Origin of the sequence: Paenibacillus terrigena DSM 21567 (genome assembly GCF_000374845.1) — a bacterium.
Lineage (GTDB): Bacteria > Bacillota > Bacilli > Paenibacillales > Paenibacillaceae > Paenibacillus_K > Paenibacillus_K terrigena.
This window is the reverse complement of sequence record NZ_KB895418.1, coordinates 188,512-214,088: the sequence shown is the minus strand read 5'-3', so window position 1 is coordinate 214,088 and position 25,577 is coordinate 188,512. Positions and strand designations below refer to the sequence as shown.

Sequence of the window (25,577 nt, the reverse complement as noted above, 5' to 3'; positions counted from 1 at the left end):
AAATCAGCCACTTTTCATTATGGTCATTATTTAGCGTATTCAACCGCGCGTGTCTCGCGAATAACCGTAACTTTAATATGTCCCGGATAATCGAGTTCGCTCTCGATTGTCTTCGTAATATCACGTGCTAAGCGGAATGCTTCCGTATCGTCAATCTTATCCGGTGCAACCATGACACGGACTTCACGGCCTGCCTGGATCGCATAGGACTTCTCAACACCTTCGAACGATTCGGAAATCTCTTCGAGCTTCTCAAGTCGTTTGATGTAGGTCTCAAGCGTCTCTCTACGCGCACCTGGACGAGCAGCTGACAACGCATCTGCGGCACCGACTAACATTGCGATAACCGATGTTGCTTCGCAATCGCCATGGTGGGATGCGATACTATTAATTACCACAGGATGTTCTTTGTATTTCTTCGCTAACTCCACGCCGATTTCAACATGAGATCCTTCCACTTCATGATCTAGCGCTTTACCAATATCATGCAGCAATCCAGCACGTTTCGCCAACGTGATATCTTCGCCGAGTTCTCCTGCCATCAAACCCGTGAGATAAGCCACTTCCATCGAGTGCTTGAGCACATTCTGGCCATAGCTCGTCCGGAATTTCAGACGGCCTAGGATCTTAATCAGATCTGGATGCAATCCATGTACGCCAACCTCGAATGTCGCCTGCTCACCGTATTCACGGATACGCTCGTCGACTTCTTTACGCGATTTCTCGACCATCTCTTCGATGCGAGCTGGATGGATACGTCCATCGGCAACCAGCTTCTCAAGCGATGTACGAGCGATCTCGCGGCGAATTGGATCGAATCCTGACAGAATGACTGCTTCTGGCGTATCGTCGATAATCAAGTCGATACCTGTCAGCGTCTCAAGTGCACGAATATTACGGCCTTCACGACCGATAATACGGCCTTTCATCTCTTCGTTAGGCAAGGTGACAACAGATACCGTCGTCTCTGCAACATGATCTGCTGCACAACGTTGGACCGCAAGGGTAATAATCTCACGTGCCTTCTTATCTGCTTCCTCTTTGGCTTGTTGCTCAATTTCTTTAATCATTTGTGCTGACTCATGGCGAACTTCTTGTTCAACATTCGTAAGGATGATTTGACGTGCATCTTCCATCGTAAGGTTGGAAATGCGCTCAAGTTCAGCCATTTGATTTTTATAGATCACATTAATCTGCTCTTGCGTTTCATCGATTCGTTTCTCTTTGCTTGCCACTTGCTCTTCTTTGCGTTCTAGTGATTCTAATTTTTTATCCAGCGACTCTTCTTTTTGCAGCACTCGACGTTCTAGACGTTGAATTTCATTTCTGCGTTCACGAATGTCTTTATCAGCTTCAGCGCGGACTTTAAAGACCTCGTCTTTAGCTTCCAACACTGTCTCTTTCTTAAGCGCTTCTGCTTCTTTCTTCGCATTCTCAATAATCTGCTCAGCAGCGTGTTCAGCGCTTGAAATTTTAGCTTCAGCAAGAGATTTCCGAATAAAATATCCAACCCCAAAACCAATGACCAAAGCGGCTACAACGAGAACGATTGCGAGAATAGGGTTCATGATCTATTTCACCTCCTCGTTGTTTCTCCAAGACAATGCCTGGGCTTATTCGGTTTTCAATCCGTTTCACTTACATATTCATCGGTTTCAACTGTATAGCGAGTAAACCTCTTACGCTACACATACCTTATCTTCTTCCCTAGGAACAAGATAAGCGAGTCAATGATTGGCGAAATTAATCAGTTTGAATCAACTTTTTGGAAGGAAAAATTGATTCAGAATTCGTATAATACATTTTCATTTTAGTATTTGTAAAAAGAAGTTGTCAAGCAATTGACATGAATCCTTGTACTTATGTGAGCAAATCATAAAAATAGCACGATATTCCAACCAAAATTCATACAATTGCATCCAGTTCAATCGCATTAATCATAAAAATCTTCCTCAAAAGTTTCTTCATCATAGCCATTACTCTCGTCATCCTCTTGCTGCTCCATGATCCGCTGAACAGCATTCCTTATCACATGGGATGGGAATCCACGACGCATGAGAAATGCAACAACTTTTCTTTTGCGCTCATAGCGCTCCCCTTTTGTACTCTGCCATTTACGAAGTCCCACGCGATAGGCGCTCTCTTGCTCATCCTCGGTGTTCAGTTCCTCCATAGCTTGTGCAATATCGGATTTATCGATTCCCTTCTGCTGCAGCTCATGCTTAATCATAAGTCTTCCTTTCTTATGATTGCGAACCCGCTGATCCGTCCATTGCTTCGCATAAAGATTATCATCAATTAAGCGCTCGTCCATGAGACGCAGAATGACCCGTTCGATCAACTCCGCATCAAAACCCTTCTGTGTTAACTGCTGCTGTATTTCATGGCTTGTACGTGGTTTGCGTCCTAAATATCGAATGGACTGCACATAGGCTTGCTGTAGCTCGTCTGCCACCATGATAGGAAGGAGTTCTTCATGATCGATGGTTGAACCTTTGAGCAGTCGATACTTCACCATAACATCTTCATGGACCGTGAAAGCTTGTTCCTCATTCACAAAAATTTGATATCGACGCTTCTGCCTGGGCACGAGCTCTACAGCCGTTATTATTAGCTCAACACCAGATGCTGGCGACCACTTCTGTTCCTGCTCCGCTTTTTCTTTACCGTTGAGCATGTTTCATCTCCTCCCTTCCTCACTAAATCACTTGGATTGTTCATTTATCGCTTTCTATAAAAGATGCCCCCTTCACGAAGGGGGCAAATACTTATTCTAGCTCGAAATCTTCCTCTTCCTCTTCATCATTCGATGTAATCGGAACCGTAGTCGAGAGCTGACTTGCTTCACGGATCTTATTCTCAATCACTTTGGAAATCTCAACATTCTCCTTGAGATATTGCTTCGCATTCTCACGACCTTGACCTAAACGCTCATTCTCATAGGAGTACCATGCACCGCTTTTATTCACGATATCTAGTTCCGTTCCAATATCGATAATACTTCCTTCACGAGAAATTCCTTCGCCATACATAATATCGATATCCGCTTGTTTGAACGGAGGTGCGACTTTATTCTTCACGACCTTAATCCGTGTACGGTTACCGACCATGTCATTGCCTTGCTTAATTGTCTCGACACGTCTTACATCCAGACGAACCGTGGAGTAGAACTTCAAAGCACGTCCACCCGGTGTTGTCTCTGGATTACCGAACATTACGCCAACTTTCTCACGCAGCTGGTTGATGAAGATCGCAATCGTCTTCGATTTGCTGATCGCACCAGACAATTTACGAAGTGCTTGGGACATCAAACGTGCTTGTAGACCGACGTGTGAGTCACCCATATCGCCTTCGATCTCTGCTTTCGGTACAAGTGCAGCGACGGAGTCAATAACGATAATATCGACTGCACCACTTCGTACGAGGGCTTCTGCGATTTCAAGCGCTTGCTCCCCTGTATCCGGCTGAGACAAGAGCAATTCATCAATATTAACACCTAGCTTGCTCGCATACAACGGATCAAGAGCATGCTCGGCATCGATAAAGGCAGCTTGTCCACCTTGCTTCTGAGCTTCAGCAATGGCGTGCAATGCGACCGTCGTCTTACCTGATGATTCCGGTCCATAAACTTCAATAACTCTTCCGCGTGGAAACCCACCGATTCCAAGTGCAATATCTAATGCTAAAGATCCGCTCGGTACAACCTCCACTTGCATGTGTGTGGATTCACCGAGTTTCATGATCGAACCTTTACCAAATTGTTTCTCAATATTCCGTAAAGCCATTTCTAACGCAGCGCGACGATCTGACAATGAACTCACTTCCTTTTTCATTTATAGTATCATGATAACTTGTTTTTGTTCCTTTGCCAAGCATTTTTTCGAACATACATTCGTTTTTTTCGTCACGCAGGGGTGGGCGATTCGGAAAATAGCGCGAAAAACCGCAGCAAAGTTACACTTCGCTACGGTTCTTCCGTTAACATTGTTCTTATTATACAAGGTGTACATGTAAATATCAAGAACTTCCACAGGAATATTCCATTTGTTTCATCATGACCTACCTGAATCTTCGCCATAAATGGTACAACACGGTCTTCACAGAACGCAGACGAATAATCTCCCGGCCGCCATGGAGCTGTAACTTCATAACCTCTGTTGGCTTGCCCTTCTGTGCTATGGCGACATAGACAAGTCCTGCAGGCTTCCGCTCTGACATTCCTGGTCCCGCTACACCCGTAATTCCGATACCAAAATCAGAATTCGTCAATTGACGGACTTGATCCGCTAGCATCTCTGCAACTTCACTGCTAACTGCCCCCGGCGCATCGGGGCCTTCCAGCAATGTCACCGGCACGTTCAACAACTGCTGCTTCAGTGCATTGGAGTAACAGACGACACCCCCGTTGAACATCTGCGAGCTCCCTGGAATCGCGGTAATCATCTCTGATAACAGACCACCCGTGCAGCTCTCAGCTGCGCCGAGTGTAAGCCCCAAGGTTTGCATACGCTCGACAATGATCTTCTCAATTGGCACATCCTCGGTAGCATAGAGATGATCGGACAGCCGGTTTTGGATCTCAGACTCCACTTCCTGCAGCTTCGCATTCGCCTCGTCAGCAGATGCGGCTTTGGTGGATACACGGATCGTCACTTCGCCTTCTTTCGCATAAGGCGCAATCGTCGTATCCTGTTGCCTTTCGATCAAATCGAGCAATTGTGCTTCCAGCGATGATTCGCCAATTCCGGCGAATTTCAGCATACGGGAATATAGCGGCTGTTCACTCGTTAAAGTGTACTCAATCAGCCAGCGTTTCGCCTCATGCTCGAACATCGGCTTCATTTCCTTCGGCGGACCAGGAAGAAGAATGTAGAACGTACCGTCATGCTTCAGCGCATTCCCGACCGCAAGACCCGTTGCATTGGCAAGAGGTGTGCTCCCTTCAATGGTAAGGGCCTGTCTCCGATTGCTCTCCACCATGTGAGCGCCTCGACTGCTAAAGAACTGCTCTATCGCATCCATAGAAGGCTGATGGATAGATAATGTTCGACCAAGAAGACCCGCAAGGGCATCCTTCGTCAAATCATCCTGGGTAGGACCAATTCCTCCAGTGAATAACACGAGATCTGCTCGTTCACGCGCAATTTCAATCGCACGCTGCAATCGCCCAAGGTTATCGCCAACAACCGTCTGATAGTATGTATCAATCCCAAGTGCCGCCAATTCCTGTGATAGATACTGTGCATTCGTATTCACAATTTGACCTAACAGCAATTCAGTACCAACGGCAATAATTTCTGCTTTCATAAATCGTTCCCCCTTCAAGCCTATGCTTATATAATGAGCAAAAAACAATAGGCGTCGCCTATTGTTTTTTATCTGTAAAATGAAGTACATTTTTATTTTTCACAAAATAATCAACACCCGAGTACACCGTTACAAGCGCTGCAACCCATAGCATAACCTCATCAAATCGGAAACCGATGAACTCAAATGGAAAATTGTTAAGCAGCATCAAAATGATCGCAGTAATCTGCGCTGCGGTCTTAATTTTCCCCCATTTACTCGCAGCAACGACCGCCCCCTCAAGGAGCGCAATCTGGCGTAGGCCTGTTACAGCGAATTCCCGGCTAATGATGACAATCGCAATCCATGCATCGCATTTTCCCATATCAACAAGAGAGATAAGAACGGCAGCAACGAGCAACTTGTCCGCTAGCGGATCAAGAAGTTTGCCTAAGTTTGTAACCATCTTCCTGCTGCGGGCAATATAGCCGTCCAGACCGTCTGTACTCGCCGCAATAATGAAAATCAAGGCAGCGATGATCTGGTTATAGGTAATCTGAAAACTCTCGACATGAATAGCCGGGAAATAATCCGTCTTCACCAGCAAGAAAAACATCATGATCGGTACGAGAAAAATACGAATTAAGGTAATACGATTGGCGAGATTCAAGAGACACCCTCCCCAGACAAGTCAAACTCAAAAGCATGTGTAATACGAACTTTGGCGATTTCACCTATGCCGACTTTACAATCTGTAATGAACACTTCACCGTCGATTTCTGGTGCATCGTATTGTGAACGGCCTACATAGACATCATTACGGCCTTCGTAGCGTTCTACAAGGACATCAAGAACTTGGCCTATATGCTTACCGCTGACTTCATTCGAAATTTGACGTTGGATCTCCATCAGCGTATTCGCACGGAACTCCTTCACCTCTTCATCGAGATGATCCGGTAGGCGAGTCGCTGGTGTCCCTTCTTCACTCGAATACGTGAATACACCTAGGCGATCGAATTTAATATCTTTAACAAACTCACATAGATTCTCGAAATCTTGATCCGTTTCCCCCGGGAAACCAACGATCAACGATGTACGAAGCGATACATTTGGAATGCGTGCACGAATCTTCGCGACCAATTCTCTCGTATCACGCTGTCTTCCTGGTCTGCGCATCCGCTTGAGCACAGCGTCTTCACTATGCTGCAATGGCATATCTATATATTTGCAAATTTTAGGGTTGTCTGCAATCGCATCAATGAGCTCATCCGTGAAGAAGCCTGGATAAGCATAGTGTAGTCGAACCCACTCAATCCCCGGTACTTCACTAATCCGGTTCATCAAAGTTGGTAGCATAAATTGATCATACAAATCCGTTCCATAGTTTGTCGAGTCTTGCGCAATCAAGCTGACTTCTTTGACGCCTTGTGCTGCTAGCTCTTCCACTTCAGCAATAATCGATTCCATCGAACGACTGCGGAATTTACCGCGCATGATTGGAATACTGCAGAAAGTACAAGCATTGTCGCATCCTTCCGCGATTTTCACATATGTTGTAAACCGAGGTGTCGATACTTTGCGCGGGAGCTTCTGCTCATAGTTGAACACCGGATTTCCGACAAGAATTGGCTTACTTCCACGAAGCGCCTCATCCACAATATCATTGATTTTATCAAAATCTCCGGTTCCTACGATCCCGTCAATCTCAGGCATTTCATCCATTAATTGTTCTTTGTATCGTTGTGTTAGGCAGCCCGATACGATGAGCGCCTTCAAATTCGCCGTCTCCTTGAGCTCTGCCAAATCCAAAATCGTATTCACCGATTCTTCCTTGGCTGCATCAATAAACCCGCATGTATTGACAATAATAACGGTCGCATCCTCTTTATCTTCGACCAACGAATAGCCCCGTTCATGAATAAGACCTGACATAATCTCGGAATCCACGAGATTCTTCTCACAGCCTAGGGTTACGATCTTAATCTTCTCAGTCATTTGTTATGCATCCCCCATACCTATGCGCAATAAGTCTGTTTATATCTAACTTAGTATAATACAACCCCAATTCGGTGTCAAAATTGTAACAACCTCGGCACGGGACGTATCCCATGATCGAGGTTGTTCATTTACAATTATTTGAAGTTTGTGAATTGCAAATCAATCGGCAGATCGGCCTTACGCAACATTTGCATAACCGCTTGCAGATCATCCTTGTTCTTGCCTGTAACTCGAACTTGATCTCCTTGAATTTGACTCTTCACTTTCAGTTTGGAATCTCGGATTAAGATATTAATTTTCTTCGCATTATCTTGATCAATTCCTGATTTCAACTTAATTTTCTGTTTGACTGTGCCTGCAGAAGCTGGCTCAATCTTGCCGTATTCAAGGTTTTTTAGTGCTAGCCCGCGCTTTGTCATTTTCGACTTCAGAATGTCGATAACATTCTCAAGCTTAAAGTCATCATCGGAAATGATGACAAGCTCTTCTTTCTCGAGCTTCAGGCTGCTCTTGCTGCCTTTGAAATCAAACCGCGTTGCAATTTCCTTCTCGGCTTGATTCAACGCATTGCTCATTTCTTGCATATCGAACTTCGATACAATATCAAATGAATTCTCAGAACTCATCGAATCACTCCCTTTAAGTCATCCGCTACCTATTCACCGGTTGTCGTAGATGTATCCGTTGTTGTTGTCGTATCCGGCGCTTTCACTTCCGGCTGTAATACAAAACGTTCTGCTCTAGCAACATTTCCGTCGTCAATCGGTACACCACCGACTTTAATCTCCATGTGGTTCGCATTGCCCAGACGAATATACAAGCCTTCACCAAGCTCGAAGGTTTGTGTTGTGCCATCCAACAGATTAGCGTTGAATAACTCCTCGCCTTTGTATACTTTTTTGTACACGTTCAACCAGCTATTCGCACCGGACGCTGTAATCTCGACTTTAATCGGCTCAGTCGATGTCGTCTGAACTTTAATCCGGTTCGCTTTCCCAATTTTGCCGCTAGGCACGATTGTCGGTGCGACGTTCTCAGGTACCTCTGGGGTAACATCAGGTGTCGTCTCCGGCGTTGTTGTCTGAGGGTTTGTCTCAGTTCCGGTTCCCTTGTTCTCTTCTTTGGTTGGTGGTTTCTTCTCATTTGTGATCTGCGTGCCGGTATCTACTTTATCTGTATTCGGGCTCGCCTTGTGGATATAGAAGAAATAAATGACCACAGCGATTAAAATTAAGAACAACCACATGAGCACCGCTGAAATCCATTTGCCAGCGCGATCTTGACGCTGACGCTCTGAACGACGACGCTTCTGTATAATAGGCTCCACAGATGCCGACTCAGATACAGGCTCTGGGATATCACTTTTGTATAATTGGACTATCTCATCAGAATCGAGGCCAAGGGTTTCGGCATATGTTTTGACAAAAGCACGGACATAAAAGCTGCCTGGCAATACTTTGTAATCACCGTCTTCAATGGCCTCTAAGTAACGCTTCCGAATTTTGGTCAACTCTTGAATATCATCTAGCGACATCCCTTTCTCGAGTCGTGCGTTTCTTAATAGGTCTCCTAAATTCGACACATCCTCACCTCCGCAATTGAAATGTTATTATCATCATGTATGGATGAATGCTTTAGTCTATAAGTAATTAAAAATCATTATAATTGACTGTAAATGTCTCATACGTAATTTCTTCTTCCGGTGTATTCCGCAGTTCAATAATATAGTCGAAATCTTGCGGACCGTACGATGTCTCACGCATGAATATATCAGGATGTTCGATGACTTTGGTGCTAGGCATCTTCATAATGTTCTCAAGTAAATGGTAATGCTTCTCATTCGAGCGAATCGTACTCACAATCCCATCGATAATGAATACATTGTTCGGGTTCATTTCTTCCTCGGATAATTGACTGCGGACGGTCTGACGGAGCAACGTAGACGATACGAAAGTCCAATGCTTCATCGCACATACGCTGCCTGCAATAATGGATTCTGTCTTCCCCACGCGAGGCATACCCCGCAATCCAATAACTTGGTGCCCTTCTCGTTTAAAGATCTCACCTAGGAAATCTACCAATAAACCGAGCTCGTCCCGAGTGAAACGGAACGTCTTATGATCATCCGAATCTCTTTCAATATACCTGCCATGACGAACAGCAAGAATATCAACCAACTTCGGTGTACGAAGTGCTGTGACGGTGATATTGTCAACTTTTTTGAGCATTTGGCCCATTAAGTTAATTTTCTCGTTATCATTGGTCTGAAGGAGCATCCCGCGAGTTTTTCCTTCCACACCATTAATCGTTAATATATTGACCTCGAGCATACCGAGTAATGACGCGATATCTCCTAGGAGGCCAGGCCTATTTTTATGTATTTTGTACTCCATGTACCATTGTTGGTATTCCACGCCCGACACACTCCCCATACTAAGTCATATCATAGATTATTGGATCGTCAAAATGTTAGTAATTATCAAATTTTGTATGATTACCGCGATTTTTCACAATCAAATTTAATCATATATAAAATCAGATGGAAAGGCAAGCGCAACCCACCAAAACATTATAAGAAAGTCCCCACGAGTGGGGACTTTCTTACTTTTGGCCTATATCCGCTATTAACCTTTTTCGACAAGTTTCACCATTAGACGTGCGATAGTTTTACGATCATCATCAGATCCAACAGCCCATAATTCTTTCAAAGCGCGTTCCGGACCATTCTTCGGATCCACTTTCTCATCCAGGAAATCACCGATTTCATAAGCGAGCTTCGCAATCGTGTCTTCACCTAATCCGACAGCCTTCGCTTGAGAAACGCGATCTCCAAGGAATTTTTTCCAATTATCGTAATTGCCGAGCACTGACATCTGTTTCACTCCTTATTCATCATAATACAGATGTTAATGTGCGCAATTCGACTGATAAATATTCCTTGATTTACGTATGCCATCCGCCATTTGGACTGATGACTTGCCCGGTGATATAACTTGACTCCGGCAATGCTAGAAAGTAAACAAGCGATGCGATTTCTTCCGGCTGTCCTAGCCGACCGACCGGAATCTCGTCTTCCAGCATCAACTTCTCTTCATCGTCCAGATTGTTCAGCATCATCGTATCAATGGCTCCTGGCGCAACCGCGTTAACGGTAACTCCGGACGGTGCAAGTTCTTTGGCGAGCGCTTTGGTAAAAGCGTTCATGCCACCTTTGGTCGTGGAATAGACCACTTCACATGAAGCTCCAGACAACCCCCAGATGGAGGATACATTGATAATTCGCCCATATTTTTGCGCGATCATATGTGGCATACAGAGCTGTGTGCAGAGGAACATCCCTTTAAGATTAATGGACATCATCTCATCCCACTGCTCTTCTGTCACATCAGACAATAATCCATAATGCGCAATGCCCGCATTGTTAACGAGAATATCCGGCATCAGACCGTGACTATCCAACTTCTCAATCATACGCTGAAGCTGCTCTTTGGAACGCAAATCTGCCGTCACAGTCAAGACTTTTACGCCATACTTCATACAGTTCCTTGCGACTTCATTTGCTTGCTCATGCGCCTGTAAGTAATGAATAACGACATTCATTCCCACTGACGCAAATCGCTCCGCTATCGCTGCGCCAATCCCGCGGCTTCCCCCGGTAATGAGTACGTTCGTTTCCCCTAATGATTTCATTCCTAATTCTCACTCTCATCCCAAATTTAAGCTTAAGCCTGCGCCGGACTCTCAACAATCGAAATCGCAAGCTGTTCCCAATCAAAATGTTCCCGAAGTCTTGCATTCACCTCATCGAGAGTAATGGATTCATACACTGGCAGAACAGCGAATAAATCACTCTCGCGGAACTTATAATTCGTAAACTCATTAGCGATCGATTCGGGCGAATTCAGCATTCTTAAGTAATTGCCGACTTTCTTCTTGCGCGCCCGCTCGAAGTGAGCCTCATCAAATCCCGTCTTCTTCATTTCTTCCACTGCGGTTCGAATACGCTCAATTAACTGATCAGGATCCCGCGTATCCCCTCCAATAATCGAGAAGGCATAATTTTTCCCTGTATTGAACTCAAAACCAAATCCGTCTGAGATCAGATCATCGTCATAGAGTTTCTGATACAACGGTGTACTGGAGCCGAGCATAATATCTAACATTAATTTCGTAATTAGGTCGCGACGCAATTGCTCTTCACCTAATTCAAGAATCTTCTTCTCCTTCAGCCCAAAAAGGCACTTCGGCAGTGATACCGGCAATTGAGAGGTCTTACGCTGTTGATAAACCGCTGTAGGCTCATCCGCGAACAATCGATTGATCTCCCCCTGCTCACCATAGTTCTTCTTGGCTTGATTCTCACGAATCAGGGACATCACTTTCTCAGCATCTACACCACCAACGACGAATAGCAGCATATTTGATGGATGGTAGAAGGTGTTGTAGCAGGTATACAACGTTTCTTTGGTAATCGTGCTAATGGATTCAACGGTGCCTGCAATATCAATATGGACAGGATGGACGCCATACATCGCCTCAATCACACCAAAGTACACACGCCAATCCGGGTTATCCTGATACATTTTAATTTCTTGCCCGATAATCCCTTTTTCCTTCTCAACATTCTCATCTGTAAAATAAGGATTCTGCACGAAGTTCACGAGGGTCTCAATATTCGCCTCAATCTGCTCTGTCGCGGAGAAAAGATATACGGTACGATCGAAACTCGTAAAGGCATTAGCTGAAGCCCCTTGGGTGGCAAACGTCGCGAAAATATCCCCTGTCGGCTCTTCGAACATTTTGTGTTCTAAAAAATGAGCCACGCCATCCGGGACTTGGTGATCTTCTCCACCAACAACTCGGAAGTGATTATCGATGGAACCATAACGTGTCGAAAAGGTGGCATACGTCTTCTGAAATCCTCCCTTAGGCAGAACATAGACGTCGAGACCGTTCGGCATTTTCTCATAGTACAATGTTTCTTGAAGTTCTGGGTGTTGAATCGTTTGCATCGATTATTCCCCCTTCCGATCGCGTAGATAGTAGATCGTATCTAATTGGAATGTCTGCGCCGCGCGCTTAATATCCTCGATGGTAACTTGCTCCACTTGCTTCAGCAATTCCGCTGCTGTGCGACTCTTGCCGGACAGTTGACGATTAAAATCATATCCGATCATCTCGAAGGCGGAATCCCCAAGCTCTCTAACGTGGTTCGAGATCATCGCTTTGGTCTGCGACAGCTCTAGATCACTAATATTGCCGGCCTGCATGCTATCGAGCTGCTTCTTAATGATATCAACGGCTTTCTCATAATTCTCAATCTCGATTCCCGATTGAAGCGTACAGATTCCTTTGTGCCCATCAAATCGAGATGAAGCATAATAAGCAAGGCTTTCTTTTTCCCGAACATTAACGAACAGCTTCGAATGCGGATATCCGCCCAAAATGCCATTATACATCAGCGCTGCTGCGTACTGATCATCACTGTACGTAATTGAAGTTCGAAGACCCATATTCAATTTCCCTTGTCCAACATCTAGCTTCTCTACAATCGTCTGTACATCACGAGAAACGCGTGCAGACGGTGTCATGTGATAGGTGGTTTCATTTGTACGTTGTAGCTGGAAATGCTGCTCTACGAGCCGCTGAACTTCGTCTAAAGATGTATCTCCAACAACATAAAGGTCCATACTCGCGGATTGCAACCAATGTTCATAATGCTCCAACAGTCCTTCAGAAGAGATGCCATCGATGGCTTTACGCTCTCCTAACGGATGCAATCGATAGGGCTCGTTCTTGCACATTTCTTCGATACAACGTTCAGCGGCATAGCGAATTTTATCGTTCACGATGGCTTCAAGCCGCTTACGAAGCGTCTCCTTCTCAGCGTCTATATATCGGTTGCGGTATTCAGGCTGCTTGAGTGCCGGTTTCGTCAGAACCTCGCCAAGAAACGCAAAGGATTGCTGCAGCAGCGAATCTTCAGCGGCCACAAAGGCATCATTAATGACATCCATCCGAAATTGAACAATCTGATAATCTCCACGCTTAAATACATCGAACCCAAATCCAGCGCCGTACATATCATCCAGATGCTCGCGGAATTGGAGTGTCTCTGGATACGACTCAGTACCTCTACGCATCACAAATGGGGTAAGAGCTACCTTCGTTACCGAAGATTCCTCAAGGGGAACACCAATATAAAGTGAAATCGCGAATGTCTTAAATCGTTTGGTGGGAAGTACATGAATGCGCATTTGGTGCACGCGACCCTGCTCAAAACTTGTCATGATCAAAGCATGTCTCCTTTTCATCAACCCTATTTTTAAAGTCAATCTATTCGAATCAATTCCATTCTATACCAATCGAAAATAAAGAAGCAACCTTACGGGTGCAAGGTTACTTCTTCATTCGCCATTACATACAGAATATATGTTTCCCAATCGTCTTCACCTGAGGACGTGTCCAGATCCATTTGGAGGTTGCTGTCTCCGGATTGAAGTAATACAGGCATCCACCGCTTGGATCCCAACCATTAATGGCATCCTGAACAGCTTTGCGCGCTTTTTCATTCGGCTCAAGCCAGATTTGGCCGTCTGCAACCGCGGTGAATGCGCCAGGTTGGAAAATGACACCGGAGGGGGTGTTCGGGAAACTTGGTGACTTCACGCGATTGAGAATAACCGCAGCAACAGCAACTTGTCCTTCATAAGGCTCCCCCCGAGATTCTCCAAAAACGGCATTCGCCATTATTTTGAGATCATTGCTCGAGAAACCCAGATTATTATTCGACGTGGTTGAATCTTTCTTCGGCGGCTTCGCACCGGATTGTGTGTTGTCTGCGGCAGATGGGACCCAACTCTTCGTTGCGTTCCATAGCTTGACCTTGGTCTTACCGCCAACAACGCCATCTACCGGCATACCGAATTCAGATTGAAACCATTTGACGGACTTCAATGTCGTACTGCCAAATTGCCCATCAATCTTACCGTAATAAAATCCGAGAAACTTGAGTCGTCCTTGCAATTCGTTCACATCGGCGCCTGTTGATCCAACCTTAAGGATTGCACTGCTGAAGGTCTCCTTCGTCGTTAGTAACGAGGCTTTCAAGTGATATGTACCGAATAGTAGCAGCAAGATCCCTGCTGTAATCCAAACAATGCGTCTTTTCATCGAATAAGCTCTACCTTTCTCATGTGAGTTGTACAGGAATGGTAAACTTATTATGAGAAAAGTAGCGTTTGATTATTCACTATATCGATTTACGAACTTATTCGATTTTGCTCCCATGCTTCCATCGTGAGGAGAACCTCTCTTGGCTTACTGCCTTCATACGGTCCAACGACACCTCTGGCCTCCATCGAGTCGATTAATCTCGCTGCCCGAGTATACCCAATTCGCATCCGGCGCTGCAAGAGAGATACGGAAGCTTGCTTCGCTTCAAGTATGATCTGTACGGCTTGATCGTAGAGTTCATCTAACATCTCATCCGGCTGATCATTCGATTCCTCGACTTCAGGAACAAGCTCTTCATTGTATTCAGCCTGACCTTGGTTACGGCAGTATTCAACAACAGCTTCAACTTCCTCATCGGATAAAAATGCCCCTTGTACACGAACAGGCTTAGAAGATCCCATCGGCAAGAAAAGCATGTCTCCTCGGCCTAACAGCTTCTCGGCACCTACCATGTCCAAGATGGTTCGTGAATCCACTTGTGAAGATACACCAAAGGCGATACGTGATGGAATATTCGCCTTAATCACACCTGTAATGACATCGACAGATGGACGTTGTGTTGCAATAATTAGGTGAATACCCGCAGCACGTGCCATTTGTGCAAGTCTACAAATGGCATCCTCTACATCATTAGCCGCAACCATCATCAAATCTGCAAGCTCGTCCACAATGACTACAATAAATGGCAATACGGCGGCTGGGTTGCTATCCATCAGCTTATTATAACCTTCAATATTCCGTGTACCTGACTTGGAAAATAACTCGTAACGTTTCTCCATCTCAACAACGATCTTCTTGAGTGAGAGTGAAGCGCGTTTGGGATCTGTTACGACTGGAGCAAGAAGGTGTGGAATGCCATTGTAGACATTCAATTCGACCATCTTAGGGTCAATCATTAGAAATTTCACTTCATCCGGCTTCGCTTTATAGAGAATACTCGTAATAATCCCGTTAATACATACCGACTTCCCTGAACCTGTCGCACCTGCAACGAGAAGATGCGGCATTCGGGCTAGGTTACCGATAATGGTCTGTCCAGAAATATCACGTCCAAATGCTATCGATAATTTAGAGGCCGCATCCGAGAAAATTTGTGTTTCCATGACCTCGCGCATCGTCACAATGGATACTTCCGAATTCGGTACTTCGATACCAATCGCAGATTTCCCTGGGATCGGCGCCTCCATTCGAATATCTTTGGCAGCGAGCGCCAAGGCGATATCATCGGTTAGACTTACGATTCGGCTTACTTTCACACCAATATCAGGTTGAATCTCATAACGGGTTACAGCCGGTCCACGCACCACCTCTAACACCTTGGTCCGTACACCGAAGCTCTCGAGCGTTGCCTCTAGCTTTCTTGCCGTCTGCATAAAGTCAGGTTGGTCCCCATTCTTCCCGCTTCCATGAGGTTTGCTGAGCAATCGGAACGATGGCAGCTGATACGGCTTCGGAGGTGGTGTAACAACCGCGGGTACTGCAGAGCCCATATCTGGTGAGTCTGTAGCATCAGGATTGTTAGATGTTTCATTGCTAGCCGTAGAGCCTGCGTTTGTCGTGTCAGAGCGTACTCCTTGATCCAACGTATTGGATGATTCTACTTCATCTAGCGTGTGATCTGTTGTATGTAGTTGAGCTTGTGACGTCGTCACGGATTGTTCCGCAAAATGCTCTTGATCTCCTTCATCTTCCGTTATTGGAATCGATGTTTCTTGAAAATCACGGAAAATGGGAGCTTGTGGCGAAGGAGCTTCCGATTTCGCCTCCGTTGACTCATTCCAATAGGCTTCCTCATGTTTCTCCTCTACCTCATCTAGGCGCACAACCTTAGACGGAGATGATACAAGAATCCCGCGATCCATAAATTCATCCTCATCCAAATCATCTTCGTGACGTGATCCAGCTGGTCCCGTCTTACCGCCGAACAATTGAAAGAATAGCGGCATCGTACGACGCTTCAATGGTTCTGATGACTTCTCACTGCTGTTAGAATCTTCATATTCGTAATCATCTTCTTCGTCATCATCATTTAAATCATGCAGAGGCGCTTTCTTCGAGCGAAGCTGCATCGCTGACTTGACTGACTTTTTCTTGGTCCGTCTCGCCGTTCTGATCTTCATCCGGATTAATTCCTGGAACCGCATGACTCGACTTCGAATGAGCTTCATCAAATCAACGTAAGACATGTTCGCTGTTAACATAATTCCAATTCCGAACAGTACGATCATTAATAATTTGGCACCAAGTGCACCGAATAACCAGAAGAGTACCGCATAACTAAAAGCGCCGACATATCCTCCGCTAATTTGCTTCTGATAAATCGACCCATTCTGTGTAAGTCCCGGACTTAACAATTCCGTCTTCATATCACTATGTATTTGAGCTATAATTCGGCTTGCGGTCACATCAACGGTTGGCGTAAGCTTATGATCAATAGTCCAAATGGTGCTCATTAGCGCCATCGCAATCACAATAATAAGCAGACCCGATCTTCTAGCAGACCATCCAAGCGGCCATTTCCGTTTGACCATCACATATAGTCCAACATACACCCCAACGAGGGGGAGAACAAAATAAAACTTACCAAGCACGAGTCCAAACATCTTTGTCAATGAGCGGCCGACCGTTGCTTCCCCTGCTAATGCAATGACTGAAAGCGTTATCCAAATGATGCCGTAAATTTCGTATTTTAGGCTCGAACTGAACAAGTTTTTCTTCTTTTTTCTTCGCGCCAAACCGGTCACCCCCAGAATTTCATTATAGCATATATCTGGGGATGTTCCTATCCTGTTCCTATCGCGTGTCCCAATTAGTTCTTGGAGGAATTGCTGGATGATACTGGATGAGTTGACCGGGGGCATAGGCTGGATTTAGATATGCTTGAAGAGGGCATCTTAGCAGGCGAACAATGGTCCCTGAAGTTGCATTTAGTGGCGCAACTTGCATAAGAACCCCATCGATTTCAATCTCCATATCGGCTTGTCGAGGTTGGTCCACGCCACTTAGAACGAGCTCAATTGGCATGTTGGTATATATGGTCATTGTATCGGCGATCTCCCCTCACTGGACATGGCTTGACGCTTCGCTTCAATCAATTGATTCAATTTCTGAATCGCTTCACCAACGCCGCCAATCGCATCAATCAGTCCATACTTCACCGCATCAGGCCCGACAACAGAGGTCCCAATATCGCGATTGAGTTCTCCCGTCTTAAACATTAATTCCTTGAATTTCTCTTCTTTAATTCTTGAATGTGAGGTGACGAACCGAACCACCCGTTCTTGCATTTTGTCCAAGTACTCAAAGGTCTGCGGAACACCAATAACAAGCCCATTTAAGCGAATAGGATGAATCGTCATTGTTGCCGACTCTGCAATAATGGAATAGTTGGAGGAGACGGCGATGGGAACGCCAATACTATGCCCTCCGCCTAAGACGACGGTTACTGTCGGCTTTGATAGGGATGCGATCATCTCCGCAATGGCAAGCCCTGCCTCCACGTCCCCGCCAACGGTATTTAAGACGATTAAGACCCCTTCAATGGAGCGACTTTGTTCTGCAGCGACGATTTGTGGGATCACATGTTCATACTTCGTCGTTTTATTCTGCGGCGGTAGGACCAAGTGGCCTTCAATCTGGCCGATAATCGACATGCAAAAAATATTGTCTTCCGCACTTGGTGTTGTCATTTGACCCAATTGGTTAATCGTCTGTACAGCTGGGGGGGCTTGATTATTCGTGTTTGGTGCTTCTGCGGGTTGTCCCGGCTCCTGCGTATTTGAAAACCCTGAGTCGTTCATATAAGTCATGATCTGCATCATCCTTCCTAGACTGTGATCGCATCCCATAGTATGGTGCAGTATCCATCATTCAATACAAAAGATCTGACGAACACCTCTAGAGAAGAAAGAACTGTTTGTGGCGAAAGCATACATTCCTAAATAAAAAAGAGCCGCAATCGCGGCTCTTCTCGAACATGCTAATATTATACTTCCATGATGATCGGCAAAATCATCGGTCTACGACGTGTTTGCTCATATAGGAAACGACCAAGCGCATCTTTGACATTCGTCTTCAATGACGCCCATTCGTTAACATTCTCATTCATCAATTTATGAAGTGTATTCGTTACAATACGGTTCGCTTCATCCAAAAGCCCTTCGGATTCACGCACATAGACAAATCCTCTAGAGATAATATCTGGTCCGGATAGGATCGTTCCGTCTTGCTTGCTTAGCGTAACAACAACGACGAGGATACCATCCTGCGAGAGTAACTTCCGATCTCTCAGTACGATATTACCAACGTCACCTACACCTAATCCGTCAATAAGAACATTGCCTGAAGGTACTTTACCCGCTTTACGAGCAGTACCGCCTTGAATTTCAATGGTCTCACCAATATCAACGATGAAGATATTCTCGCTCTCAATACCTACTTGCTCCCCGAGCAATGCATGTTGGCGAAGCATACGATATTCACCGTGAATAGGAATGAAGTATTTCGGCTTAATCAAATTCAACATCAGTTTCAATTCTTCTTGGCTACCGTGACCTGATACGTGAACACCTGTTGTCGATCCGCCATAGATAACGTGAGCGCCAAGTCGGAACAATTCGTCTACAGTTCGTCCAACATATTTCTCGTTACCTGGAATTGGCGTTGCTGCGATGATTACTGTATCGCCTGGCAAAATATCAATCTTACGATGCGTATTCCGCGCCATCCGCGTCAGAGCTGACATCGGCTCGCCTTGGCTGCCTGTTGATAAAATAACAACACGATCGGCTGCCATTTTGTTCACTTCTTCCGGCTCAATCAACATACCATCTGGGATATGCAAGTAGCCTAATTCCGAAGCAATCGTGACGACATTGACCATACTGCGACCAATAACCGTTAACTTCCGGTTCGTTGCAACAGCGGCATCAATAACTTGTTGTACACGATGAATATTCGATGCAAATGTCGCAACGACGACACGCTGCTGTGCTTTGCGGAAAATGTCCTCCAGGTTCTTCCCTACATTGCTCTCCGAAGGTGTGAATCCTGGACGTTCTGCATTTGTACTATCCGATAAGAGGGCAATAACACCCTTCTGACCGATTTCTGCCATACGATGTAAATCTGCATATTGACCATTGACTGGGGTATGATCAAATTTGAAGTCACCTGTATGTACAACTGTGCCTTCCGGTGTCTCAAGGCATACGCCGACTGAATCTGGAATACTATGATTCGTACGGAAGAAGCTTGCTTGAATGCTGCCCATTTGAACGATAGAATCTGCATTGATCAGGATTCGCTTCGTTTCACCTAACAGGTTCGCTTCTTTTAGTTTGCTCTCAATTAGACCAAGTGTGAGTTTAGTACCATAAATCGGTACATTTAAATGCTTCAATACATACGGCAATCCACCAATATGGTCTTCATGACCGTGAGTTACAAGAATCCCGCGTACTTTATCGCGGTTCTCTGTTAAGTAAGAGATATCTGGAATAACAATGTCAATTCCGAGCATATCTTCCTCAGGGAACTTTAAGCCGGCATCTACGACAACAATATCATTACCATATTGTACGACGTACATGTTCTTGCCAATTTCACCAACGCCCCCAAGCGCAAAAATCGTTATTTTCTCCGTGTTGTTCTTTTTCGACAAGTGAATCTAACCCTCCTATAATTATCCGCAGGAAATTAACCCTTCGGAACAACTTTCATAATCATCCGAAGATCATCCGATAACATATTCTCTTATCCGGACAAAATCCAAAAGTAAAACTTTCTAAAGAAAACGATTCCGTTGCCCATAATGGACGATATAAGCGTTTTCTAAAAAATACCGCACCCAGTCACTTTTTATCATTATACATGATTAATTTAGGAAAACACAAGTCACACATTCTTCACCCTATTCTCCCCGAAATAGAAAAACCGATGCGATAAGGCTCGCATCGGCTTGGTTGTGCACTTTATGATGTTAATTATTCAGTAAATTTTGAAGAAATAAAGCCTCCGCTTCGGAAGGTGCTACGAGCGGTAAACGAACGCCGCCAACGGATAGCCCACGAAGTCCTAACGCATATTTCACAGCAACAGGATTCGGGCATTCAAAAAGACCCTTGAACATCGGGAAACTCTGCTGATGAAGTTCAGCCGCGTGCTTAACATCTCCTTGCAAATAAGCCTCGATCATCGATTTCATCGTTGAACCGATAATATGGCTAGAGACACTCACAATACCGTACCCACCGATAGCTAACGTCGCCAGCGTCATCGAATCATCGCCGGAATAGACCTTGAAATGGGCTGGCGCTGCCGTAGCAATGACTGTTAATTGTTCGAGGTTCGCACAATCCTTGGTACCGACGATGTTCGGGATTTGTGCAAGCCTTAGCGTCGTCTCGACACTAAGATTAATTACACTGCGTCCTGGAATGTTATAGAGAAGCACCGGTAACTTGGTCGCTTCCGCCATAGCTTTGAAATGCTGGTACAATCCTTCTTGACTAGGCTTGTTGTAGTAAGGCGTCACGGCAAGAATGCCGTCAACCCCCGCCTCTTCAGCAAGTTTCGTAAGATGCACAGAATGACGCGTATCATTGCTGCCGGTTCCCGCAATAATCTTGGCGCGCCCATTCGATTGCTTCACAGCAAATCGAAATAACGCAAGTTTCTCCTCGTCAGATAACGTTGGAGATTCTCCCGTTGTACCACAAACCACGAGACTGTCACTGCGTTGTTCTTCAATCAAATAATCGATTAATTTAGCGGTCTGGCCCCAATCGATTTCCTGCTGCTTGTCGAATGGGGTTACCATCGCTGTAATAAGTCTGCCAAAGTCCACGTTGTCCCCTCCTTATCCCTTATAGAGGTTGTTCAAAAAGTCATCATTTGATCACGAAGTCATTCAAGAAGCATTATCGACATCGAATCTTGCGATCACCTTCGAAGTCCGGTACTCATTTAGGTTTTGCCTAAACTCCGATCCTCCTTCTTCAGGTTCTCGCAACCTTCTCGATGCTGAAATGCCAACTTTTTGAACACGTACTTATAGTAAAAATCTTTATAAGAGGTTATTGATAAACGTGCTATAAGTGCAGTTCGAATTTCGTGTGTAATGCTCTTAATGCTCGAACCATATCTTCATTTCGAACAAGTACCCAAATCGTCGTATTGGAGTCGGCAGATTGCAGAATTTGTATCTCTTGTTCCGTGAGAGCCTCGACAATATGTGCCATGATTCCCGGAACACCATTCATGCCGCCGCCAATGACAGATACTTTCGCACAGCCCGATAAAGTCTTTGGTTCGAAGCCCATCTCATATAATACAGATATCGCACGTTCTGATGCATCATCAAATACCGTATATACTGCACCTGAAGGCGTTACGTTAATGAAATCTACACTAATACGGTGCTGCGCCATCGCTTTAAATACTTGAAGTTGAAGGTCGATCGGTCCCCCGTGCGACTCCACTGTAATTTGTGTGACATTCGCCACATAAGCAATGCCTGTCACAAAACGATCCACGATTCCATGCGAATGATCGTTGAAGCTGTCCGGATGCGTAACAAGGGTTCCCTCTTCTTCAGAGAACGTCGAACGTACGCGAACAGGAACTTGTGCTTGCATAGCAATTTCAACAGCACGCGGATGAATAACTTTAGCCCCATGATGCGCCATATTACAAATCTCGGCATAACTAACGATAGTAAGCGGCTTCGCATCTTCCACAAGACGTGGATCAGCCGTTAGAATGCCATTCACATCGGTATAAATATCGACGATTTCTGCATGCAGTGCGGCTCCCAATGCTGTGGCTGATGTATCACTGCCTCCGCGTCCAAGCGTTGTGAAATCACCTGATTCCGTCTGCCCCTGGAAGCCTGTCACAATGACAACCTTGTTCTCCTTCAGCAGTTCGAGCACCCGGTTCGGACGCACTTCTAGGATGCGAGCATTCCCAAATTGAGAATCCGTCACAAATCCAGCTTGAGATCCTGTTAATGCAACAGCAGGAATCTCTTGCTCATTAAGTATACTGCACAACGTTGCTGCAGAGATAATCTCTCCGCAGCTCATGAGAAGATCCTTCTCCCGTGCTGGCAGCATGTTTCCATTTTGATGTATCCAGTCTAAAAGGGTATCCGTTGCATACGGATCCCCTTTTCTACCCATCGCCGATACAACGACAACTAGGTGATAGCCCTGTGCCAGTTCACGACGTATATGACGAATAACATGTTCCCTTGCTAGAGACGATGATAAGGAAGTGCCTCCGAATTTTTGTACTAAGATGCGCATTGCAATTCCCCCAAATCCATTCAAGACAGTTGATAACACAGTATATGTGGCTTATTGTTCGATGGCGATAAATTCTGCGATTTGAACCGCATTCCACGCCGCACCCTTCATCAGGTTGTCAGAGACAATCCACATATTTAATCCACGTGTATGGCCAAGATCACGGCGCAAACGGCCAACGAACACGTCCGGTTTACCTGCTGCTTCGGTTGCTAACGGATATTGTTGATTCGCAGGGTCATCCACGAGTGTAATGCCAGGCGCATTCTCCATTAGTTTTCTTACGTCTTCCAATTCATACTCATTCTTAAGCTCAACGTAAACCGATTCAGAATGGCCGTATACGACTGGAACCCGTACACAAGTTGCCGTTACTTCAATGGACTCGTCGTCCATGATCTTCTTCGTCTCACGAACCATTTTCATTTCTTCCAATGTATATCCATTGTCTTGGAATTTATCAATTTGCGGAATGACATTGAATGCGATCTGATGCTTCACTGGCAAAGCGCCGACTGGCAGGATCTGAGGTTCAACCTCACGTCCAGCAAGAACCTCGCTCGATTGACGAACCATCTCATCAATAGCGCGTGCACCCGCTCCGGATACCGCTTGATATGTCGACACGATAATGCGCGAAATCCCATAACGATCTTGTAATGGCTTCAGTGCTGCAACCATTTGAATGGTAGAACAGTTCGGATTCGCAATAATTCCTTTATGTTCATTAATAGCATCGATATTAACTTCAGGTACAACAAGCGGAGTATCTGGGTCCATACGGAATGCATTGGTATTATCAATACAGATTGCGCCACGCTCTACTGCTGCTGGTGCAAGCGCCTTACTTACATCACCACCTGCGCTGAATAGAGCAATTTCTACGCCTTCAAAACTCTCAGGCTTCGCTTCTTCTACAACAATTTCTTGCCCTTTAAATGTAACCTTCGTTCCTGCTGAACGAGCAGAAGATAACAATTTCAATTGATTAATGGGGAAATTTCTCTTCTCAAGCAGTCCAATAATTTGTTCCCCTACAGCTCCTGTTGCGCCTACGACAGCAACGTTAAATAATTTCTGATTCGACATCTGGCAGCTCTCCCCTTAGCAATATCTATTAACTTATTACGGTCTGATAAACCGTATCTGCTAACTTATACATAGTTAAAGCGTTCAATAATCATTGGTTGCAGCTGTCTACCCTCGATCGCGGCTTCACAAGCCTCTACAATCAAATCCATTCTAGCAACGAGAGAATTAGGCTTCTGCTGTGGATTATCTTGACCGAACGGCACAAAATAGATGTTCTTCGCATTGATAAGCTTCGCGATATTCGCTGCATTCAGTCCGAGTCCATCATTCGTTGAAATTGCAAGTACAACCGGCTTCTGATTCCGCATTTGAGCCTTAGCTGCCATCAACACAGCGCTGTCCGTCTGCGCATTTGCTAGTTTGCTCGTTGTATTCCCAGTACATGGCGCAATAACAACAACATCCAGCAGCTTCGATGGTCCAAGCGGTTCAGCCTCAACAATTGTAGAAATAATATCATTACCCGTAATATCTTTCAACTGTTTTTGCCAATTTTCCGATGTGCCAAAACGGGTGTCTGTCGTCATAATTGTATTCGTTACAATTGGAACGACCTTCGCACCCAAGTCTATAAATCTCTGAATTTGCGGCATCACTTCCGCAAATGTACAATGTGATCCACTTAAAGCATAGCCTACCGTTTTCCCATGCCAATTCATGCTTGATTCCCCCGTTCTTGCACCTGTTCCGTAATCAACTGATTCAGAATGCCTGCCATAATACGTCCAGCTGTCTTAGGGGCTACAATACCGGGTAAACCGGGTGCTAACAATGCCTTGACACCGCGCTTCTCTGCGAAGCGAAAATCCGTGCCGCCAGGGCTTGAAGCAAGGTCAATAATGACCGCCCGATTGGGAATATTCGCAATAATTTGTGCTGTGACTATCATAGTCGGAATCGTATTAAAAAGCAAGTCAATGTTGGCGACCTGAGCCGCTAGATCCTTGATATAGAAGGGCTCAAAGCCAAGCTCGAATGCTCTCGCAAAGTGCTCGCTCCTGCGAACTCCCATCTTTACTTTTGCCCCTAGAGCCTGTAACGACCTCGCCATCGTTAACCCTGTTCTCCCTAGTCCTAAGACGATGCACTGCGAACCATGAATCGTAATATCCGTGTTCTGGATCGCCATCATCAGGGCACCTTCAGCTGTTGGGATCGAATTATAAATGGCAACATCATCACGATCAAATAACTCTACGAGCTTAATCTGATGTTTCGCACATAATTCTCGCAAGTAAGGCTTCGCCATCCCTGTATAGACACAGCTTGATTTTGGCAGCAGCGCAACTTGTTTTTCCGTAAGCTTCAGCTCTTCCGAAGTAAATATCGCATTAATAATTCCTCGATCATCTGTACCAACAGCAGGCAGTATAAGCGCATCTGTCGTCTCGAATAATGAGTCGTTAAGCCCTGACCTTACCACACCGTGAAATGAGTTTTGTAATTGATCAAAACCAACGATTGTGACGGAAGCGTCGAGCTCTGCCAGCTGGCGGATGATTTCTAATTGCCGCGCATCACCGCCAATTAAGACAACTTGAACGCCTGTAAGCATTTTGCTGTTCACTCCTTAGACACCACTGATATATAAAATATAGTATGCCTGTGCCTAGAAAGGGTGCACATTAAATAACGCGACAAATAATGCTTTGACTT

The 25,577-nt window shown here is 45.2% G+C and carries 23 protein-coding genes; all 23 read right to left on the bottom strand.

Features of this window, described 5'->3' with window-relative positions; all coding sequences use genetic code 11:
• Nucleotides 1-26: 26 nt before the first annotated feature.
• A complete protein-coding gene (gene rny / locus C558_RS0119215) occupies nucleotides 27-1,568 on the bottom strand; it encodes a ribonuclease Y (protein WP_018757920.1) in 1,542 nt (513 codons plus the stop codon).
• 365 nt (nucleotides 1,569-1,933) lie between these two features.
• Nucleotides 1,934-2,677: a regulatory protein RecX gene (locus C558_RS0119210; protein ID WP_018757919.1), complete on the bottom strand. Its 744-nt coding sequence runs from the start codon at nucleotides 2,675-2,677 to the stop codon at nucleotides 1,934-1,936.
• A 91-nt stretch (nucleotides 2,678-2,768) separates the two neighbouring features.
• Nucleotides 2,769-3,812 (bottom strand): recombinase RecA, encoded by a 1,044-nt coding sequence (recA, locus tag C558_RS0119205; protein WP_018757918.1) that lies wholly within the window; start codon nucleotides 3,810-3,812, stop codon nucleotides 2,769-2,771.
• 247 nt (nucleotides 3,813-4,059) lie between these two features.
• Nucleotides 4,060-5,307: a competence/damage-inducible protein A gene (locus C558_RS0119200; protein WP_018757917.1), complete on the bottom strand. Its 1,248-nt coding sequence runs from the start codon at nucleotides 5,305-5,307 to the stop codon at nucleotides 4,060-4,062.
• Nucleotides 5,308-5,365: 58 nt separating this feature from the next.
• Complete coding sequence (pgsA, locus tag C558_RS0119195) at nucleotides 5,366-5,956, bottom strand: CDP-diacylglycerol--glycerol-3-phosphate 3-phosphatidyltransferase (RefSeq protein ID WP_018757916.1); 591 nt, start codon at nucleotides 5,954-5,956, stop codon at nucleotides 5,366-5,368.
• On the bottom strand, nucleotides 5,953-7,281 hold the full coding sequence (gene rimO, locus C558_RS0119190) for a 30S ribosomal protein S12 methylthiotransferase RimO (RefSeq protein WP_018757915.1): 1,329 nt from the start codon (nucleotides 7,279-7,281) through the stop codon (nucleotides 5,953-5,955). Before rimO ends, pgsA begins: the two co-directional genes overlap by 4 nt.
• 137 nt (nucleotides 7,282-7,418) lie before the next feature.
• The gene (locus tag C558_RS0119185) at nucleotides 7,419-7,910 is read right to left on the bottom strand and encodes a YajQ family cyclic di-GMP-binding protein (protein ID WP_018757914.1); all 492 of its coding nucleotides are present in this window, start codon (nucleotides 7,908-7,910) and stop codon (nucleotides 7,419-7,421) included.
• A 29-nt stretch (nucleotides 7,911-7,939) separates the two neighbouring features.
• Entirely contained in the window at nucleotides 7,940-8,866 is a 927-nt protein-coding gene (locus C558_RS0119180; RefSeq protein ID WP_018757913.1) for a helix-turn-helix domain-containing protein, read from the bottom strand.
• A gap of 67 nt (nucleotides 8,867-8,933) precedes the next feature.
• On the bottom strand, nucleotides 8,934-9,698 hold the full coding sequence (locus C558_RS0119175; RefSeq protein WP_026264013.1) for a DUF3388 domain-containing protein: 765 nt from the start codon (nucleotides 9,696-9,698) through the stop codon (nucleotides 8,934-8,936).
• A gap of 210 nt (nucleotides 9,699-9,908) precedes the next feature.
• Complete coding sequence (locus tag C558_RS0119170) at nucleotides 9,909-10,157, bottom strand: DUF3243 domain-containing protein (RefSeq protein WP_018757911.1); 249 nt, start codon at nucleotides 10,155-10,157, stop codon at nucleotides 9,909-9,911.
• A 70-nt stretch (nucleotides 10,158-10,227) separates the two neighbouring features.
• Nucleotides 10,228-10,974, bottom strand: a complete 747-nt coding sequence (gene ymfI / locus C558_RS0119165; RefSeq protein ID WP_018757910.1) for an elongation factor P 5-aminopentanone reductase — start codon at nucleotides 10,972-10,974, stop codon at nucleotides 10,228-10,230.
• A 32-nt stretch (nucleotides 10,975-11,006) separates the two neighbouring features.
• Nucleotides 11,007-12,296 (bottom strand): EF-P 5-aminopentanol modification-associated protein YfmH, encoded by a 1,290-nt coding sequence (gene yfmH, locus C558_RS0119160; RefSeq protein WP_018757909.1) that lies wholly within the window; start codon nucleotides 12,294-12,296, stop codon nucleotides 11,007-11,009.
• Nucleotides 12,297-12,299: 3 nt separating this feature from the next.
• Nucleotides 12,300-13,580 (bottom strand): EF-P 5-aminopentanol modification-associated protein YfmF, encoded by a 1,281-nt coding sequence (gene yfmF / locus C558_RS0119155; RefSeq protein ID WP_211220785.1) that lies wholly within the window; start codon nucleotides 13,578-13,580, stop codon nucleotides 12,300-12,302.
• A 121-nt stretch (nucleotides 13,581-13,701) separates the two neighbouring features.
• A complete protein-coding gene (gene sleB, locus C558_RS0119150; RefSeq protein WP_018757907.1) occupies nucleotides 13,702-14,457 on the bottom strand; it encodes a spore cortex-lytic enzyme in 756 nt (251 codons plus the stop codon).
• An 89-nt stretch (nucleotides 14,458-14,546) separates the two neighbouring features.
• Entirely contained in the window at nucleotides 14,547-17,255 is a 2,709-nt protein-coding gene (locus tag C558_RS0119145; RefSeq protein WP_018757906.1) for an FtsK/SpoIIIE family DNA translocase, read from the bottom strand.
• 58 nt (nucleotides 17,256-17,313) lie between these two features.
• The gene (locus tag C558_RS0119140; protein WP_342662350.1) at nucleotides 17,314-17,544 is read right to left on the bottom strand and encodes a YlzJ-like family protein; all 231 of its coding nucleotides are present in this window, start codon (nucleotides 17,542-17,544) and stop codon (nucleotides 17,314-17,316) included.
• A gap of 14 nt (nucleotides 17,545-17,558) precedes the next feature.
• Nucleotides 17,559-18,329, bottom strand: coding sequence for a ClpP family protease (locus C558_RS0119135; RefSeq protein ID WP_018757904.1), 771 nt, complete (start codon nucleotides 18,327-18,329; stop codon nucleotides 17,559-17,561).
• Nucleotides 18,330-18,505: 176 nt separating this feature from the next.
• Nucleotides 18,506-20,182, bottom strand: a complete 1,677-nt coding sequence (locus C558_RS0119130) for a ribonuclease J (RefSeq protein ID WP_018757903.1) — start codon at nucleotides 20,180-20,182, stop codon at nucleotides 18,506-18,508.
• Between the two features lie 318 nt (nucleotides 20,183-20,500).
• Nucleotides 20,501-21,367 carry a 4-hydroxy-tetrahydrodipicolinate synthase gene (gene dapA / locus C558_RS0119125; RefSeq protein ID WP_018757902.1) on the bottom strand — a complete coding sequence of 289 codons (867 nt, stop codon included), beginning with the start codon at nucleotides 21,365-21,367 and terminating at the stop codon, nucleotides 20,501-20,503.
• Between the two features lie 244 nt (nucleotides 21,368-21,611).
• Nucleotides 21,612-22,829: an aspartate kinase gene (gene dapG, locus C558_RS0119120; protein WP_018757901.1), complete on the bottom strand. Its 1,218-nt coding sequence runs from the start codon at nucleotides 22,827-22,829 to the stop codon at nucleotides 21,612-21,614.
• 51 nt (nucleotides 22,830-22,880) lie between these two features.
• The gene (locus C558_RS0119115) at nucleotides 22,881-23,918 is read right to left on the bottom strand and encodes an aspartate-semialdehyde dehydrogenase (RefSeq protein WP_018757900.1); all 1,038 of its coding nucleotides are present in this window, start codon (nucleotides 23,916-23,918) and stop codon (nucleotides 22,881-22,883) included.
• Between the two features lie 65 nt (nucleotides 23,919-23,983).
• Entirely contained in the window at nucleotides 23,984-24,580 is a 597-nt protein-coding gene (locus tag C558_RS0119110; RefSeq protein ID WP_018757899.1) for a dipicolinate synthase subunit B, read from the bottom strand.
• Nucleotides 24,577-25,476, bottom strand: a complete 900-nt coding sequence (gene dpsA / locus C558_RS0119105) for a dipicolinate synthase subunit DpsA (RefSeq protein WP_018757898.1) — start codon at nucleotides 25,474-25,476, stop codon at nucleotides 24,577-24,579. Before dpsA ends, C558_RS0119110 begins: the two co-directional genes overlap by 4 nt.
• Between the last annotated feature and the right edge of the window lie 101 nt (nucleotides 25,477-25,577).

Excerpts from the sequence above, each read along its gene's own strand:
- rny (WP_018757920.1), bottom strand. The coding sequence starts at position 1,568 with ATGAACCCTATTCTCGCAATCGTTCTCGTTGTAGCCGCTTTGGTCATT.
- C558_RS0119210 (WP_018757919.1), bottom strand. The coding sequence starts at position 2,677 with ATGCTCAACGGTAAAGAAAAAGCGGAGCAGGAACAGAAGTGGTCGCCA.
- C558_RS0119200 (WP_018757917.1), bottom strand. The coding sequence starts at position 5,307 with ATGAAAGCAGAAATTATTGCCGTTGGTACTGAATTGCTGTTAGGTCAA.
- rimO (WP_018757915.1), bottom strand. The coding sequence starts at position 7,281 with ATGACTGAGAAGATTAAGATCGTAACCCTAGGCTGTGAGAAGAATCTC.
- C558_RS0119185 (WP_018757914.1), bottom strand. The coding sequence starts at position 7,910 with ATGAGTTCTGAGAATTCATTTGATATTGTATCGAAGTTCGATATGCAA.
- C558_RS0119170 (WP_018757911.1), bottom strand. The coding sequence starts at position 10,157 with ATGTCAGTGCTCGGCAATTACGATAATTGGAAAAAATTCCTTGGAGAT.
- ymfI (WP_018757910.1), bottom strand. The coding sequence starts at position 10,974 with ATGAAATCATTAGGGGAAACGAACGTACTCATTACCGGGGGAAGCCGC.
- yfmH (WP_018757909.1), bottom strand. The coding sequence starts at position 12,296 with ATGCAAACGATTCAACACCCAGAACTTCAAGAAACATTGTACTATGAG.
- sleB (WP_018757907.1), bottom strand. The coding sequence starts at position 14,457 with ATGAAAAGACGCATTGTTTGGATTACAGCAGGGATCTTGCTGCTACTA.
- C558_RS0119140 (WP_342662350.1), bottom strand. The coding sequence starts at position 17,544 with ATGCCAATTGAGCTCGTTCTAAGTGGCGTGGACCAACCTCGACAAGCC.
- C558_RS0119135 (WP_018757904.1), bottom strand. The coding sequence starts at position 18,329 with ATGACTTATATGAACGACTCAGGGTTTTCAAATACGCAGGAGCCGGGA.
- dapG (WP_018757901.1), bottom strand. The coding sequence starts at position 22,829 with ATGCGCATCTTAGTACAAAAATTCGGAGGCACTTCCTTATCATCGTCT.
- C558_RS0119115 (WP_018757900.1), bottom strand. The coding sequence starts at position 23,918 with ATGTCGAATCAGAAATTATTTAACGTTGCTGTCGTAGGCGCAACAGGA.
- C558_RS0119110 (WP_018757899.1), bottom strand. The coding sequence starts at position 24,580 with ATGAATTGGCATGGGAAAACGGTAGGCTATGCTTTAAGTGGATCACAT.
- dpsA (WP_018757898.1), bottom strand. The coding sequence starts at position 25,476 with ATGCTTACAGGCGTTCAAGTTGTCTTAATTGGCGGTGATGCGCGGCAA.